At 41.9% G+C, this 15,399-nt stretch carries 15 protein-coding genes; 12 read left to right on the top strand and 3 right to left on the bottom strand.

What is annotated here, in order from left to right; genetic code table 11:
* Positions 1-640: 640 nt before the first annotated feature.
* Positions 641-1,615, top strand: a complete 975-nt coding sequence (locus HLH14_RS01020) for an RluA family pseudouridine synthase (RefSeq protein WP_086193004.1) — start codon at positions 641-643, stop codon at positions 1,613-1,615.
* 321 nt (positions 1,616-1,936) lie between these two features.
* A complete protein-coding gene (locus tag HLH14_RS01010; RefSeq protein WP_086193003.1) occupies positions 1,937-2,605 on the top strand; it encodes an HAD-IA family hydrolase in 669 nt (222 codons plus the stop codon).
* Between the two features lie 48 nt (positions 2,606-2,653).
* Here the strand turns inward: HLH14_RS01010 and HLH14_RS01005 are convergent, their stop codons facing one another.
* Positions 2,654-3,049, bottom strand: coding sequence for a hypothetical protein (locus tag HLH14_RS01005; protein ID WP_086193002.1), 396 nt, complete (start codon positions 3,047-3,049; stop codon positions 2,654-2,656).
* A gap of 438 nt (positions 3,050-3,487) precedes the next feature.
* On the opposite strand from HLH14_RS01005, the gene mhpD reads away from it, so the two are divergent.
* From mhpD to HLH14_RS00980, 5 genes are all read left to right on the top strand, one after another.
* On the top strand, positions 3,488-4,285 hold the full coding sequence (gene mhpD / locus HLH14_RS01000; protein WP_086193001.1) for a 2-keto-4-pentenoate hydratase: 798 nt from the start codon (positions 3,488-3,490) through the stop codon (positions 4,283-4,285).
* Positions 4,286-4,310: 25 nt separating this feature from the next.
* Positions 4,311-5,225, top strand: a complete 915-nt coding sequence (locus HLH14_RS00995; RefSeq protein ID WP_086193000.1) for an acetaldehyde dehydrogenase (acetylating) — start codon at positions 4,311-4,313, stop codon at positions 5,223-5,225.
* Positions 5,226-5,235: 10 nt separating this feature from the next.
* The gene (gene dmpG, locus HLH14_RS00990) at positions 5,236-6,255 is read left to right on the top strand and encodes a 4-hydroxy-2-oxovalerate aldolase (protein WP_067722187.1); all 1,020 of its coding nucleotides are present in this window, start codon (positions 5,236-5,238) and stop codon (positions 6,253-6,255) included.
* 426 nt (positions 6,256-6,681) lie between these two features.
* On the top strand, positions 6,682-7,953 hold the full coding sequence (locus tag HLH14_RS00985; protein WP_086192999.1) for an OprD family outer membrane porin: 1,272 nt from the start codon (positions 6,682-6,684) through the stop codon (positions 7,951-7,953).
* 290 nt (positions 7,954-8,243) lie between these two features.
* Positions 8,244-9,101, top strand: coding sequence for an alpha/beta fold hydrolase (locus tag HLH14_RS00980; protein ID WP_086192998.1), 858 nt, complete (start codon positions 8,244-8,246; stop codon positions 9,099-9,101).
* 75 nt (positions 9,102-9,176) lie between these two features.
* Here the strand turns inward: HLH14_RS00980 and HLH14_RS00975 are convergent, their stop codons facing one another.
* Together HLH14_RS00975 and hcaR are read right to left on the bottom strand one after the other, a co-directional pair.
* Complete coding sequence (locus HLH14_RS00975; protein WP_086192997.1) at positions 9,177-9,854, bottom strand: DUF1345 domain-containing protein; 678 nt, start codon at positions 9,852-9,854, stop codon at positions 9,177-9,179.
* 287 nt (positions 9,855-10,141) lie between these two features.
* Positions 10,142-11,041: a DNA-binding transcriptional regulator HcaR gene (gene hcaR, locus HLH14_RS00970; RefSeq protein WP_067722178.1), complete on the bottom strand. Its 900-nt coding sequence runs from the start codon at positions 11,039-11,041 to the stop codon at positions 10,142-10,144.
* Positions 11,042-11,322: 281 nt separating this feature from the next.
* Here hcaR and hcaE point away from each other — a divergent pair, with 281 nt between their 5' ends.
* The 5 genes from hcaE to HLH14_RS00945 all read left to right on the top strand — a co-directional run bounded on the left by hcaE (position 11,323) and on the right by HLH14_RS00945 (position 15,395).
* Complete coding sequence (hcaE, locus tag HLH14_RS00965; protein WP_086192996.1) at positions 11,323-12,690, top strand: 3-phenylpropionate/cinnamic acid dioxygenase subunit alpha; 1,368 nt, start codon at positions 11,323-11,325, stop codon at positions 12,688-12,690.
* Entirely contained in the window at positions 12,687-13,205 is a 519-nt protein-coding gene (gene hcaF / locus HLH14_RS00960; protein WP_067722174.1) for a 3-phenylpropionate/cinnamic acid dioxygenase subunit beta, read from the top strand. Before hcaE ends, hcaF begins: the two co-directional genes overlap by 4 nt.
* Positions 13,205-13,531, top strand: coding sequence for a 3-phenylpropionate/cinnamic acid dioxygenase ferredoxin subunit (gene hcaC / locus HLH14_RS00955; RefSeq protein WP_067722172.1), 327 nt, complete (start codon positions 13,205-13,207; stop codon positions 13,529-13,531). The genes hcaF and hcaC overlap by 1 nt, the downstream gene beginning before the upstream one ends.
* A 2-nt stretch (positions 13,532-13,533) precedes the next feature.
* Positions 13,534-14,349: a 3-phenylpropionate-dihydrodiol/cinnamic acid-dihydrodiol dehydrogenase gene (gene hcaB / locus HLH14_RS00950; RefSeq protein ID WP_067722169.1), complete on the top strand. Its 816-nt coding sequence runs from the start codon at positions 13,534-13,536 to the stop codon at positions 14,347-14,349.
* 80 nt (positions 14,350-14,429) lie between these two features.
* The gene (locus HLH14_RS00945; protein ID WP_086192995.1) at positions 14,430-15,395 is read left to right on the top strand and encodes a 3-carboxyethylcatechol 2,3-dioxygenase; all 966 of its coding nucleotides are present in this window, start codon (positions 14,430-14,432) and stop codon (positions 15,393-15,395) included.
* The last annotated feature ends 4 nt before the right edge of the window (positions 15,396-15,399 follow it).

Below are 15,399 nucleotides of genomic sequence, written 5' to 3'. Positions count from 1 at the left end.
CCGGCCTTTTTTTGGGCTTCGGTTTTTGATTCACGTATTGATGATGGCAATACGGCTTCAATCTTTAAACGATTAAAGTCACCTGAACGCTTCACTGGCGGACAAACGGTGCATTAGATGTGAGTAACTTTCACTGTCACGCAGCTTGAAGATCATCCCTTCCATTAAGATAGAGCGTCTTGATACGGAATTATCATCGTATCTTTGCTTTATGTGCAGATCCAATGCATCAACGTTGTAGCCTGAATGCGACTTCAGGGTGCGACTAATCTGATGTGTATCAGTTTACGTTTAAAAACCAACTTTAAGTTGGCGACATATTTTTTAGGGCAGACTGATTTATGTACATAAGTACAATTAAACGCAACAGTTTGCTTTTTTGCCGATATAATAAGCCTTCGGCGTCGGCATATTCTTTAGGGACCTTTCCGTATTTAATGTGAATTGTCAAATTTAATATTTAACTTCAAAAATATTGAAGTGATTAAATTTTTTCACACTAACGGTGGTATCCGTGCGCTGACTATATCAAACCTTGCATCATCTGCCTATGGGTTAAGCTTATGTTTCTTGTGTAAAGCATAGCCTAAGTGATCAGTTTTTAATCAATTTTAGTATTTTTTTGGGTCATAGTAACTGTATGAATTCTACGCAAGAATGGCAAAGTGTCACTTGGTTTGAAGTGGACGAGCATCAATCAGGCCAACGCATCGATAATTTTTTATTTTCTCGACTTAAAGGTGTGCCTAAAAGTCGTATTTATCGTTTGATGCGTGAAGGACAAGTTCGGGTCAATAAAAAGCGTATCAAAGCGGAAACGAAACTGGCAATTGGTGACCAAATTCGCGTTGCGCCAATTCGTTATGAGCCTAAAGATGAAACGCCAGTACCGGTATCGGACAAAGTGGCTCAAAGCCTGCTCAGCCGCGTGATTTATGAAGATGAAGGCCTGATGGTGGTCAATAAACCTTCAGGTATTGCCGTGCACGGTGGTAGTGGTGTGGCGTATGGTCTGATTGAAGGCTTGCGTGCAGCAACCGGTAAGAAATATCTGGAACTGATTCATCGTATTGACCGTGATACTTCCGGCCTAGTGATGATCAGTAAAAAACGCAGCACTTTAAAAACCCTGCAAGATTTACTGCGTGAACATAAAATCAAAAAAACCTATGCTGCGATTGTGAAAGGCAACGTCGTGATCGATCGTCAACTGATTGATGCACCTTTACACCGTTATGAGCTTGCCAATGGCGAGCGTCGTGTATGCGTCTCTAAAGAAGGTAAAGAGTCGAAAACGCAGTGGAATGTGGCTGAGCGCTTTATGCATGCAACGCTTGTATATGCATCACCGCTTTCAGGTCGTACCCATCAGATTCGTGTGCATGGTTTAAGTATTGGTCATCCTTTAATTGGCGATGAAAAATATGGTCATGAAACTGTATACAAAGGTCCGAAAGCACGTCGTTTATGTTTGCATGCACTGCGTCTGGAAATTCCGGGTTATGAAACCATTGAAGCGCCATTGCCTGAAGATATGCAGAGTCTGGTGGCACAGTTACGTGCACAGAAGAAAGATAAAGAACCGGTTTTAACTGATCGTGATGAAGAAGATTGAATTTTCTGCTCTCAAGCAGCGGGAGTATTGGATGAATAGTCCCGTTACTCAAGAATGTGGATGAATAACTTTGACCTCTCTCTTGCGCAGTAGTACTGCTCATCTCCTGAAAGGAGAGGGAGTGTCACGATAGCGAATAAGAGGAATGAATTAAATTTTGCTAAACTTATCTCACGATATTTAGTTCGTTCCTTGCGCTTGAAAAATAATAGAAATTCTTTCCTCTTAGGAGATGAGAATCCTCAGAATATATTCTGAGTTCGCAAGGGAGAGGTCAATTTCAAGTTGTTATTCACCCTGAATCAAATATTGGATTAATTCATGAAAAAAGCGGTAGAACTTGTCATTTTCGATTGGGATGGCACTTTATTTGATTCAGTCGGTCAGATTGTTGAAAGCTTAAAATTTGCTGCCAAAGAATATGAACAACCCTTAACGCATGAAGCTGCAAAAAGCATTATTGGTTTGGGGTTGCCGGAAGTCGCGCAAGTGTTATTTCCCGATGTGCCTGAATTGCACCATGATATTTTGCAATGTTATGCGACTCACTATGTCGAAAATTCGAAAGGTGATGCATGGTTTGAGGGTGTGGCGGAATTGTTGAATGATCTCACGCAGCAGGGTGTAAAGCTTGCGGTTGCCACAGGAAAAAGCCGTAAAGGGTTAGACCGTGTGTTAAGTCAAACCCAGAGTCATGAGCTTTTTATTGTGACCCGTGCGGCAAGTGAAACCAAATCTAAACCTGACCCACTGATGCTCGCAGAAATTTTGCACATTACCGGTGTCAATGCTGAAAATGCGATTATGGTCGGTGATACATCGTATGATTTGGAAATGGCGCAGAATATTGCCATGCCACGTATTGGGGTGAGTTATGGGGTGCATACACCTGAGACGCTGGCACAATATAATCCGCTTGCTATTGCAGAAGATGTGGCAAGTCTGCATCAGGTCCTCTTGAATCAGGTGAATTTAAAACAAGCGGTTTAAGAGATATCGGATGCTAAAAGGGTGATTTAAAATCGCCCTTTTTTATACTTATTGAATTCTAAATTTTTGCAGATCAGGTTTGTGGTTACCCCAATCGGTCCAGTAATTAACGACAGTGACGGTTTTATTTTGAATACTCATGATTTTATAAACATCATTACGCGGCGGTGAAATTTCATTAGGGCGAATGACTTCAGTCATCATAAAAATGTCCGGTGTAATCCAGGTAATACGCCACGCATCGCTATTGGAGTAGCCACGACTACATTCCATTTCATTTTGCCATGCAGCAGCGGTCGCTTGAGGATTAAATTTTAATCCCGCACAGCTTGCGCGACTTACAATTAAATATTTGTTTTTAAGCTGGTTTTGATAATTTTGTGCAAAGGCTGTACTACATAAGGTGGTGAGTGAAGCCGTTAATAACAGTGTTTTGATTTTCATTGCCAATATTCTAAGTCATTGTTTTTAATTGTTTAAAAATATCATGTTGATTGAGCAATGAATATGTCGTTTTTACTCAAAATAGAGCGATAGTCTCATCTTTTAGTCGTAGTGGTGATTGATTGTTAAAATGAATCACCTGCATTGCAGAGCTGCTTACTCGGATATCATGAATTATCTACGCTAAGTGCTTTGTTTCACTGAAAAAAATAGAATGCCATTTATAGGTAATAGCTATTGTAAAAAATAAAATAAGTATTGGCATAAAAACCGCATTTTTCAGATTCTAAATCAGTTTATACATATACACGTTTTCCCAAGATGGGCAGCACCCATTTGCTGATGGGTTTGATCATTTGCATAGCATTTTCACATTGTTCATTCCATTTCCATCGATAACGGTATAACTCCAATTTTTTGCAGTTTAAGGAAACATTGATGTCGAATTCTGCTGTTGTTGAATCAGTCGCCTTGGCGCTTAGAGAAGCTGAGTTGTCACAAACTGCGATTGCACCGATTCGCCCGCAACTGGGTGGTGAAAGTGCTGATGTAGATATTGCCTACGCAGTTCAAGAATTAAATACCCAACGTGCCCTAAGCGAAGGACGTCGTTTAGTCGGCCGCAAAATCGGTTTGACTTCAAAAGTGGTACAAGCCCAACTGGGTGTAGATCAGCCTGACTTCGGTATGTTGTTTGCAGACATGTCTTATGGTGATGGCGAAGCAATCCCGGCAGGTTTATTGATTCAGCCTAAAGTTGAAGCAGAAATCGCGTTAATCATTAATAAAGATCTTACCAAAGAACATCATACCTATGCAGACATTATCAGTGCGACTGAATATGCCTTGCCAGCGGTAGAAGTGGTGGATAGCCGTATCGAAAACTGGAAAATCTCACTGATTGATACTGTTGCCGATAACGCATCTTCAGCGGCTTTTGTTTTGGGTTCACGTCCTGTGAAACTTGAAAACCTGGATTTAGTGAACTGCAAAATGACCATGACCCGTGGTGATGAAGTGGTATCTCAAGGTGTAGGTAAAGCCTGCCTTGCAAATCCACTCAACGCTGCTGTTTGGTTGGCGGATGAAATGGTTCGCCGTGGTCGTCCACTGTTGGCGGGTGACATCGTATTGACCGGTGCATTGGGTCCTATGGTTGTTGCACACCCGGGTGATGAATTCAAGGTTGAAATTGAAGGCTTTGGTTCTGTTGTTGCTGCATTTGCTGCTGAATAAGTCTGTATTTTAAGAGAGTACGTTAATGAAAAAGATTAAATGTGCATTGATCGGTCCGGGTAATATCGGTACAGATTTGCTTTACAAACTTCAACGTAGTGAAGTTTTGGAACCTGTATGGATGGTGGGGATTGACCCAACTTCTGAAGGTTTGGCGCGTGCAGCGAAAATGGGGATCAAAACCACTGCTGACGGTGTAGACGGTTTATTGCCGCATGTTTTAGCAGACAATATTCAAATTGCTTTCGATGCAACTTCTGCATATGTACATGCTGAAAACAGCCGCAAGTTGAATGAGCTTGGCGTACAAATGATTGACTTGACGCCTGCAGCGATTGGTCCATTTTGCGTACCACCGGTAAATCTTGAAGCTTTGCTTGAACAAGGTGACTTGCCGAACGTAAACATGGTGACATGTGGCGGTCAGGCAACCATTCCTATGGTGGCAGCTATTTCACGTGTTCAACCTGTAAACTACGGTGAAATCATCGCAACGGTATCAACGAAATCGGTTGGTCCGGGTACACGTAAAAACATTGATGAATTTACACGTACCACTGCGGGTGCAATTGAGCAAGTGGGTGGCGCGAAACAAGGTAAAGCCATCATCATTATCAACCCTGCTGAGCCACCATTGATGATGCGTGACACTGTGCACTGCTTAGTTGAAGGTACACCGGATCAGGCTGCAATCACAGAATCTGTGCATGCCATGATTAAAGAAGTTCAAAAATATGTACCAGGTTACAAACTTGTAAATGGTCCAGTATTTGATGGCAACCGTGTTTCTATGTTCTTGGAAGTCGAAGGTTTGGGTGATTACTTGCCTAAATATGCCGGTAACCTGGACATCATGACTGCAGCTGCTGCACGTACTGCAGAAATGTTTGCAGAACGTCTCATTGCTAACCAAGCAGCGCAAGCTGAAGCAGAAGCTTAAGGAGCAGACCATGTCAAAAATTATTATTAATGATATGACGTTACGTGATGGTATGCACCCAATGCGCCATCAAACTACACCAGAGCAAATGGTTGCGATTGCAACTGCACTTGATGATGCTGGTGTACCTTTAATCGAAGTAACACATGGTGACGGCTTAGGCGGTAACTCTGTGAACTACGGTTTTGCAGCTGCAACGGATGAAGAATATTTAACAGCGGTTATTCCAAAGCTTAAACAAGCCAAAGTATCTGCACTTTTAATTCCGGGTATTGGTACGGTTGACCATTTAAAAATGGCGCACGATGTAGGTGTAGCAACGATTCGTGTTGCAACACACTCTACAGAAGCAGACGTTTCTGAACAGCACATTACTGCTGCGCGCAAACTTGGCATGGACACTGTGGGCTTCTTGATGATGGCTCACATGGCGACTCCAGAAAAACTTTTGGAAGAAGCCAACAAAATGGTGTCATACGGTGCAAACTGTATCTATGTCACTGACTCTGCGGGTTATATGCTTCCTCAAGACGTAACTGACCGCGTGGGTATTTTGCGTGCCAACTTGGCTTCAGACATCGAAATCGGTTTCCATGGTCACCATAACTTGGGTATGGGCGTTGCGAACTCTGTTTCAGCGGTTCAAGCGGGTGCAACGCGTGTCGATTTGGCTTCTGCCGGTTTAGGCGCAGGCGCAGGTAATACGCCACTTGAATTGTTTGTTGCGGTTGCTAACCGTATGCAAATGGAAACAGGTGTGGACTTGTTCAAAGTTCAGGATATTGCTGAAGAACTGATTGTTCCAATGATGCAACAACCAATTCGTGCAGACCGTGATGCAGCAACTTTAGGTTATGCAGGTGTTTACTCATCATTCCTGTTGTTTGCTAAACGTGCTGAAGCGAAATATGGTGTTTCTGCTCGTGAAATTCTGATGGAACTTGGTCGTCGTGGTACGGTTGGCGGTCAGGAAGACATGATTGAAGACTTGGCATTAACCATGTCTAAAGCACGTGAGCTACAAGCTTAATTTTAAAAATTTTCTTTTAAAGTAAGTGTTAGAAAGCACCCCATTGAGGGTGCTTTTTTTATGGCTAAACATTTGTATTTATAGATAAAAAATATCATGCGATATGTAAAATATATTAAAATAATCAATTATTTAAGATGCTTTAAAAGCTGCTTAAACCTAAAAACGATTAATAAAAAAAATTTAAATCCAAAAAGGTGAAATTTTCTTAAAAATAAGCACTGCAACAAGGCTTTAAGAATAATGAAATAAATTTAGGGCAAAATATCTTATTGTTTAAAGTTCTTAACAAGAGTTGATGGTGAATCTTAAACAATAAAAAAGCCGGATGAATGCCTTTAATCTTAATACTCTGGTCTGATTTTTTTTAACTGCATTGTTTAGCATGATGGCGTCATAGCTTAATTTGATCACTGGGAATAAGCCATGCGTCGTCAAACTTTATGGAAAGCCATCTGTGCTGCGACTCTAGCATTAGGTACAACTGCAACGAATGCAGAATTTATCGACGATAGCCAAGTCCAATTAAAATTCAAAAATTTCTATCTTGATCGTCAGATTGCAGCAACACCAGAGAAAAACTGGGGTTCATGGTCACAAGGCATTACCCTGGATGCAAAATCCGGTTATCAGGATATCGGTGCTGGCATTCAAGTCGGTGCAGACCTTTTGGTACAGCACGCATTTAAATTGAATGGTCGCGATAAAAATGCCGACTTCGTGTTGCCGCATGATGGTAAAGAGTCAAAAGACAACTTCGGTAAAGTGGGTGCGACCTTAAAAGCCAAAGTTTCACAAACCGAATTGAAAGTAGGTGAGTTATTACCGGTATCTCCAGTATTGGTATTCGATCCATCGCGTCAGTTGCTGACGACTTATAGCGGTGCATGGTTAGAATCTAAAGACATTAAAGATACCAAACTGACTTTGGCTTATATTGATAAGATCAATAACCGCTATGACAACCAGTTCCGAGATTTAACTCTATTTGCTCCAGGTAAAACTTTACCTGATGGCATTTCAAAAGGAAGTTTTGACCAAGGTCCTGAATCTGATGGTATGTGGATTGCGGGTGTGGATCATCAATTCAATAAAGAGATTGGTGCAAGCTACTGGTATGCAGATGTAAAAGACATCTACCAGCAGCATTATGTCGGTGCGAATTACAAAACCACCTTAGGTGAAAAGGCAAAATTAGATAGCCATATCCGTTATTTCGATAACTCGGATTCAGGCAACAAGCTGTACGGTAAAATTGATAACCAGGCATTATCTGCAGGGGCAAAAGTTAATTATGGCGCACACACAGTAGGTTTGGGCTATCAACAAATGTTTGGTGACAGTGCTTTCCCAACGTTGGGTGGCTGGGTGCCACAGCCTTACCTTGTAAACTGGGGTGTTGCGACTTTCACTGCTATTGATGAGAAATCAGTAGGTTTAACTTATGGTTATGACTTCTCTGAACTGGGTGCAAAAGGTTTGAATGCTACTGCGGTATACATGATGGGCTTTGATGCTGAAGCAAATGGCAAGAAAAACCAGGATTCGGATGAGCTTAATCTAATCGTGAACTACACAGTGCCTGAAGGTAAGTTGAAAGGTTTAGGCTTCCAAGCGATGTATATCGATGCTGACTTCGATTATAAATCTGACCTTAAAGAGTATCGTGTAGCTACAACCTATACCTATAAGTTCTAAATCATTGAATCAAAAAAGAGCGACTGTTGATCAGTCGCTCTTTTTTTTGAGCTCACAATATTTTGGCTTGAAATACCTTAAGCAAATTATGGGTATGATTTTATTTTAATTGTATAAAAACAAAGACATAAATAATCGTTTTTTTATAGGGTTTGATCGTAAATTTGTATCAGTTTGCAGGTCTTGAACGGTTAATATAAAGATGTAAAAAGTCATTTTAATGAGTCAACTTGACGTCGAATTCTTGTAATAGAGGGACACGCAAGCTAAAGACTGTAAGAGGAATCAATATGAGCACTGTTCAAATCCCTGACTATCAAACAGATCCATTCTTTGGCTTAGAAGACAAATGGATTGAAACTGCTGAAGGCGAGTTGACGCATTACCACGAAATTGGTGAAGGTACACCTATTCTATTTTTACACGGTTCAGGTACAGGCGTATCTGCTGCTGCAAACTGGTGGTTAAACTTGCCACAAATTGGTGAGCAAGCGCGTTGTATCGCAATTGACACCATTGGTTATGGTCAAAGTGTGGTTGCGCCAAACACTGCTTACGGTATCCGTGCTTGGGTTGATCACGCAATCCGTACTTTAGATGCTTTAGGTATCGAAAAAACTTGGGTAGTGGGTAACTCTTTGGGTGGCTGGTTAGCATTCCAGATGGTGCTTGATTACCCTGAACGTGTTTTGGGTATCGTGTCTATGGGTACTGGCGGTGCGAAACAGACTGCTGCACTTAAAGCGCATGCTAATCCAGTGCTTACAGAAGAAGGCATCAAGAAAACCCTTTCTATGTTTGTTGTGAACAAAGACTTGATCACTGATGAACTGGTTAAAGTACGTTTTGATTCTGCGAAAAATGATTACGCGTCTGACCGTCTGATGGACGTTGTTGGCGCACGTGATCGTGACCGTTTCGAATTCCCGCTTGATTTCGAAAAAATGAAAGAAATCAAAGTTCCTGTACTTTTGATTCATGGCGTACAAGACGTGGTCATTCCTGTGTCTCGTTCATGGGATATCTTGAACATTGTTCCACATGCTGATGCACACATCTTCAGCCAATGTGGTCACTGGTCTCAAGTTGAAAAATCTGAAGAATTTAATACTGTAATTAAAAATTATTTAACAGCTCGTGGTGTTTAATCACGCTGTATGAATAAAATGAAAAAGGATGACAGTAGTCATCCTTTTTTTATGCCTTTAATTAACTACTCACAATTAAGTGCTAATAAGGTTAGCCGTCACATTGATGCTAATGGCCAAAATGGTGGTATTAAATCCATAGGCCAACAGCAAGTGCAAAGTATTTAATACACGCATCGATCGGGTGGTAATCGAAACATCCGCCGTTTGAGCTGAAGTTCCTACGACATAACTGAAATACAAAAAGTCAGGATAAGTCGGTTCAGGAGTTTTTGGAAAATCCAGTCCGCCATCTTTATGTTTTTCTAATGCCAGATAAAAGTCATGAGCATAATGAATGGCAAAGATGGTATGCATAAAAAACCAGGCAGAAACAAGGGTGAGGATGGATAAGATTAAGTGACCTGTTCGAATGGCGGAATCTGGGGGTAAATGATTAATTTCAATAACGATGGCAATGAAACACATGATTAAAGTCAGAATTACCAGCAGTAAAATCAGCCATTTGCTGGCATCTTGTTGTTGTGCAGGCTGCAAAATATGGGCATGTTCTGTACGCCATAATGTCTTTAGAGTTAAGAATAAATAGCCATAGATTGCTATATTCCAGCTGATTAAAAGACAGGTAGACCAGCCCCATTGGGTCAGCCAGTGCAAAAAATAATAGAAAACAGCGATTGCAGGAAAAGTAAAAAAGAAATAAGGGTGGTATCGAACACCTACTTTTATACGATGCAGCGGGTCTATTTGCATAATCTTCCCTATATTGGTCTTTATTTTTTACAAATATTTTAAAAAGGTTGTGCTGGGCTTATTAGACTTAAGTTGTAATTTTCTGATTATGAGATATTTTTATAAATGAGTGAAAGAAAAGTTATACGTTATTTCCCATAAAGATGGGCTTTGAAGTGGTGAATTTTTATAAGACTTCAGTCTAATGTGGTAGAAAAATAATCAAAATGGTGCAAAAAAAGACACCATTATTTATCAGAAAAATAATGGTGTGCTCAATTGAAAAAAGTGAATGTGTAAAAAATTGATCAATCGCGATTGATATTCAGATAAAACACGCGGGTCAGTAATTCAATAAATTTCTGTACAGCGACAGAACTACTGTTTTTGTGGTAACTCACATAGAGGTCGAGGTAAGGAAGCTCAACATCTAGCGTGCGAATGACAGAATTACTTGTGGTTAATGGGGCAACATAGCCCGGCAGAATGGTACAACCCAGTCCCATACCTACAGAGTTGATGTTAAACAAGATGTTGTCTGCTTTTTGCACAATGTTGAATTCAATCCCATTGGCTTTGGCAAAATCCAGAATCGCATTGTGTAGCGTTAAAGACTGTTCTGCTGCTGGAATAATAAAATCTATACCATTCAATGCTTTAACTGGGATGCGCTCATATTTGGCCAAGGGATGATTCTCTGGCAAAATAAAGATTAGCGGTTCGCGTAAAACAAATAAACTTTCAATTTCATCACTATTGAGGTTCTGGCGTGTAAAGGTCACATCCAGTTCACCTTTCTTCAATAGTTTAATTTGCTCACTGTTATTTAAACTGAGCAAATCAATTTTTAAATCCGGATTTTGTACACGTAAATTCGGTAGTACATAAGGGAAAATTTTCATTTCCGCGACTGGAACGAAGCCAATACGCAGCATTTGCTGTTTGGCTTGCGAGACTTGACGTGCCATGGCAATGGCTTTGTCGGCCTGTGCCAGCGTCAAACGGGCTTGTTCTAGAAATACTGCACCTTCTTCCGTGAGTTCAACTTTTCGTTTGGTACGATAGAGCAGTTGTACGCCTACATCTTCTTCAAGGTCTTTAATTTGCTGACTTAAAGAGGGTTGGGCGGTATAGAGCTTTAACGCCGCTTTACTAAAGTTTAGTTCTTCTGCAACGGTGATAAAATATCGAAGATGTCGTAATTCCATATAACCAATCCAATGAGTAATCCAAAAAATGTCTTACTATAATTTGAGGAGAGTATAATCTATAAACAACTATTACGTGAAGATGATTCTGCCATTTAGAAAATAAATGGTCTTGCATTTTTCATGACTGTTTTAATATAAGAAAAATGTCTGCTAATAATCTCTAAAATATCTTAATTGAAACAAAAAAAATATTTCACTAAAAGCCGCTATAAAACCATTATCCACTAAAAGTTGAGTCTATTTACTTTGTGACAGAGTACGTCACAGGAGAGCTTCTCATGAGTGGAAAAATTGATGTGCGCGAAATCGACGCTTTGGTCGATGCACAAAATGGTCGTATCTCGCCATATATCTACACAGATCCAGATTTATATGAATTAGAGCTTGAACGCGTTTTTGGTCGTACTTGGTTATTCCTGTGTCATGAAAGCCAAATTCCTAAAGCGGGCGATTTCTTCAATACCTATATGGGTGAAGACCCGATTATTGTAGCTCGTCAAAAAGATGGCTCAATCAAAGCATTTTTAAACCAGTGCCGTCACCGCTCTATGCGTGTGAGCTTCGCAGACTGTGGTAATACGCGTGCATTCACTTGCCCATACCACGGCTGGTCTTACGGTATTGATGGTTCACTTAAAGATATCCCGTTAGAAGATCGTGCATTCCCGCAAGGCGCATGCAAAGAAAAATGGGGTCTGGTTGAAGTTAACCGTGTTGAATCTTACAAAGGCTTAATCTTTGCTTGTTGGGATGAAACCACACCAGATTTAATCGAATATATGGGTGATATCGCTTGGTATCTTGATGGCGTATTAGACCGTCGTCCAGGTGGTACTGAAATCATCGGTGGTGTGCATAAGTGGGAAATCGAATGCAACTGGAAATTTGCAGCTGAACAGTTTGCATCTGACCAATACCACGCATTGTTCTCTCACGCATCTGCCATTCAGGTGTTGGGTGCAAAACCTGATGACGAATCCTCTAAGAAATTAGGTGCTGCTCAAACCGCTCGTCCAGTTTGGGAAACCGCTAAAGACGCGATCCAGTACGGTTCACGTGGTCATGGTTCAGGTTTCTTCTTTACTGAAAAACCAGACGCTAACGTGTGGGTAGACGGTGAAGTTGCCAACTACTTCCGTGAAACGTATGAAGAAGTGAAAGAACGTTTGGGTGAAACGCGCGCATTGCGTCTTGCGGGTCACAACAACATGTTCCCAACCATGTCTTGGTTGAACGGTACTGCAACACTTCGCGTATGGCACCCACGTGGTCCCAACAAAACTGAAGTGTGGGCATTCTGTATTGCCGATGCTGAAGCGTCGCAAGAAGTGAAAGAAGCATTCGAACGTTCTGCGACGCGTGCCTTCGGTCCTGCCGGTTTCCTTGAGCAAGATGACTCTGAGAACTGGATTGAGATTCAAAAAGTTTTACGTGGTTATAAAGCACGTAATAACCCACTCATTATGGAAATGGGCTTGGGTCACGAGAAGAAACGTGAAGATGGTATTCCAGGGATTACCAACTACATTTTCTCTGAAACTGCAGCACGTGGCTTATACCGCCGTTGGGCAGACCTGTTGATCCATGAAAAATGGGAAGACGTAGAGAAAGCAGCTGACGAATACGAGAAGGAGCTAATGAAATGAGTCAGATCAGTTTAGAACTTCATCATCAAATTAGTCAGTTTCTATATCGTGAAGGCAAAGCGCTAGACGACTGGAAATTCCGCGATTGGCTGGATATGTTGGCGGAAGACATTTCTTATACGCTACGTACCACGCCAAATGCACAAACCCGTGACCGTCGCCGTTCAGTTGAACCACCGACGACTTGGGTGTTTAACGATACCAAAGACTTGCTCGAACGTCGTGTTGCGCGTCTTGAAACCGGTATGGCTTGGGCTGAAGAGCCTCCATCACGTACGACTCACATGGTGAGCAACGTGATTGTAGAGCCGACTGAAGTTGAAGGCGAATACGACGTGTACGTAACGTATTTGTTATACCGTACGCAAAAAGAGAAAGACGTAACGATTTACTGTGGTAAGCGTCACGACAAGATCCGTAAAGTTGAAAGTGATTTGGGCTTCCAGATTTTCAACCGTAAAATTACGTTAGATCAAGTGACCTATAACTCACATAACCTGAGTGTATTCTTCTAATGAATAAGATTTTTGTTTGCCAAGTTGACGAATTAGACGAAGGCGAAGCGCTAAAAGTAGATTGCGGCGTGAACGGTATTGAAGCGCTTGCAGTGTTCAACAATGGCGGAGAATTCTTCGCCATGAATGACCGTTGTTCACATGGTAATGCTTCTATGTCTGAAGGTTATCTTGAAGATGATGGTACGGTTGAATGCCCACTGCATTCAGCACGTTTCTGCTTGAAAACAGGTGAAGCTTTATGTCTACCTGCAACTGATCCAATCAAAACTTTCCCGGTGATTGTTGAAGATGGTCAATTGTTCGTAGAGATGGCAGGAGAGTAATCATGGGTTGGCTACAAGGCGAAGTTGCACTGATTACTGGTGGTGGTTCAGGTCTGGGTTGGGCTTTGGTTGAGCGTTTCTTGGAAGAGGGCGCACAAGTTGCGGTTCTTCAACGTTCAAAAGCAAAAGTGGATGCCTTGAACGAACACTTCGGTGGTAAAGTTCTTGCGATTGAAGGTGATGTAGCCAGCTATGCAGACAATGTCCGTGCTGTTCAAGCAACCGTTGAGCGTTTTGGTAAGCTTGACTGTTTCGTGGGTAATGCCGGCATCTGGGATCACTACGCTGATATCGTCAATACCTCTGGCGAGCAGCTGGAAAAAGCCTTTGATGAAATCATGGGCATTAACACCAAATCGTTAATTCTGGGTGCCAAAGCTGCGCTAGATGAGTTAGTGAAATCTGAAGGTTCAATCATCTTCACATTGTCTAATTCTGCATTGTATTCAGCAGGTGGTGGTCCAGTCTACACTGCATCTAAACATGCGGGCGTAGGCATCATGAAAGAACTTGCTTATGAACTTGCACCGAAAGTGCGCGTCAATGCAGTTGCCCCATCAGGCATGAACGTGAATATCAAAGGTGCGGCATCACTAGGTCAGGAAAATCTTGGTCTGCTCGATGCACGTGATCCCGAGAAAATTGCCCGTGGCATGCCGTTGAATTTCTTACCAGAACCTGAAGATATGACTGGTTCTTATGTATTGCTGGCGTCTCGTGCCAATAACCGTCCGCTGACGGGTGTTTTAATTAACGCTGAATGTGGTTTGGGTATTCGTGGTTTACGTCAGCCGCGTGCAGGCTTCTTTGAAGACTAAATCTTTAAAGAGTTAAAACGTTTAAATACAAAGAACTATACTCGGCAGCCTTTTGGCTGCCTTCCGTTTAGGAGTCAAACATGGCCGTTAAACTTATTTGTGCCTCACACAGCCCATTAATGGAATTTGCTTCGCCACAACGTGCAGAACAGGAAACCAATGTTCGTGCCGCGTTTGAAAAAATGGCAGCTGAAGTCAAAGCCTTTGATCCAACTTTAATTATTACTTTTGGACCCGACCATTTTAACGGTTTCTTTTATGACTTAATGCCAAGTTTCTGCGTGGGTATTCGTGCCACAGCCGCAGGGGACTGGAATTATGGTGCAGAGAACAACAAGATTAATGTGCCTGAAGATACTGCGCTTGCCCTGGTGCGCCGCGTATTGGATGAAGGTGTAGATGTTGCCTATTCTTACCGCATGCAGGCCGACCATGGTGTGACTCAACCTTTGCATTTCCTATGCGATGGTCAACTCGATCGTTATCCAACGATTCCGGTATTTATTAATGGTGCCGCAGCACCTATGCCAACGACGAAACGTACTGTGGCTTTAGGTCGCGCGATTGGTCAGTTCATCAAATCGTTAAATCTTGAAAATGAACGTGTTCTTATTTTAGGAACAGGTGGTCTTTCGCATGATCCACCGACACCGCAAATGGGTTCTGTTCCGCCTGAAGTGGAAGAATTCCTGATTTGTGGTCGTAATCCTAGTCCTGAAGCACGTACAGCGCGTCAAGCAAAAGTGATTGCAGTCGGTCAAAAACTGGCAGCAGGGGATACCTCTGTTGCCGTGCCTTTAAATGCTGAATGGGATATCGCATTGCTTGAAACCTTCAAGAATGCTGATTTCGCAGCGATTGAAGCGATGACTGAAGCAGAAATTCGCCGTGAAGGTGGCCGTGGTGGTCAGGAAGTTCGTTCATGGATTGCAGCTTTTGCAGCACTCTCTGAATTGGGCGAATACGAAATGACCACTCAAGTCTATGAAGCAATCAGTGAATGGATTGCAGGCTTCGGCATTGTATCTGCAGAATTAAAAGGGTAAAGCA

This window comes from Acinetobacter terrae (assembly GCF_013004375.1).
GTDB lineage: Bacteria > Pseudomonadota > Gammaproteobacteria > Pseudomonadales > Moraxellaceae > Acinetobacter > Acinetobacter terrae.
Note: the sequence above shows the minus strand (reverse complement) of the source record. Positions and strands in the feature narration are given on the sequence as shown.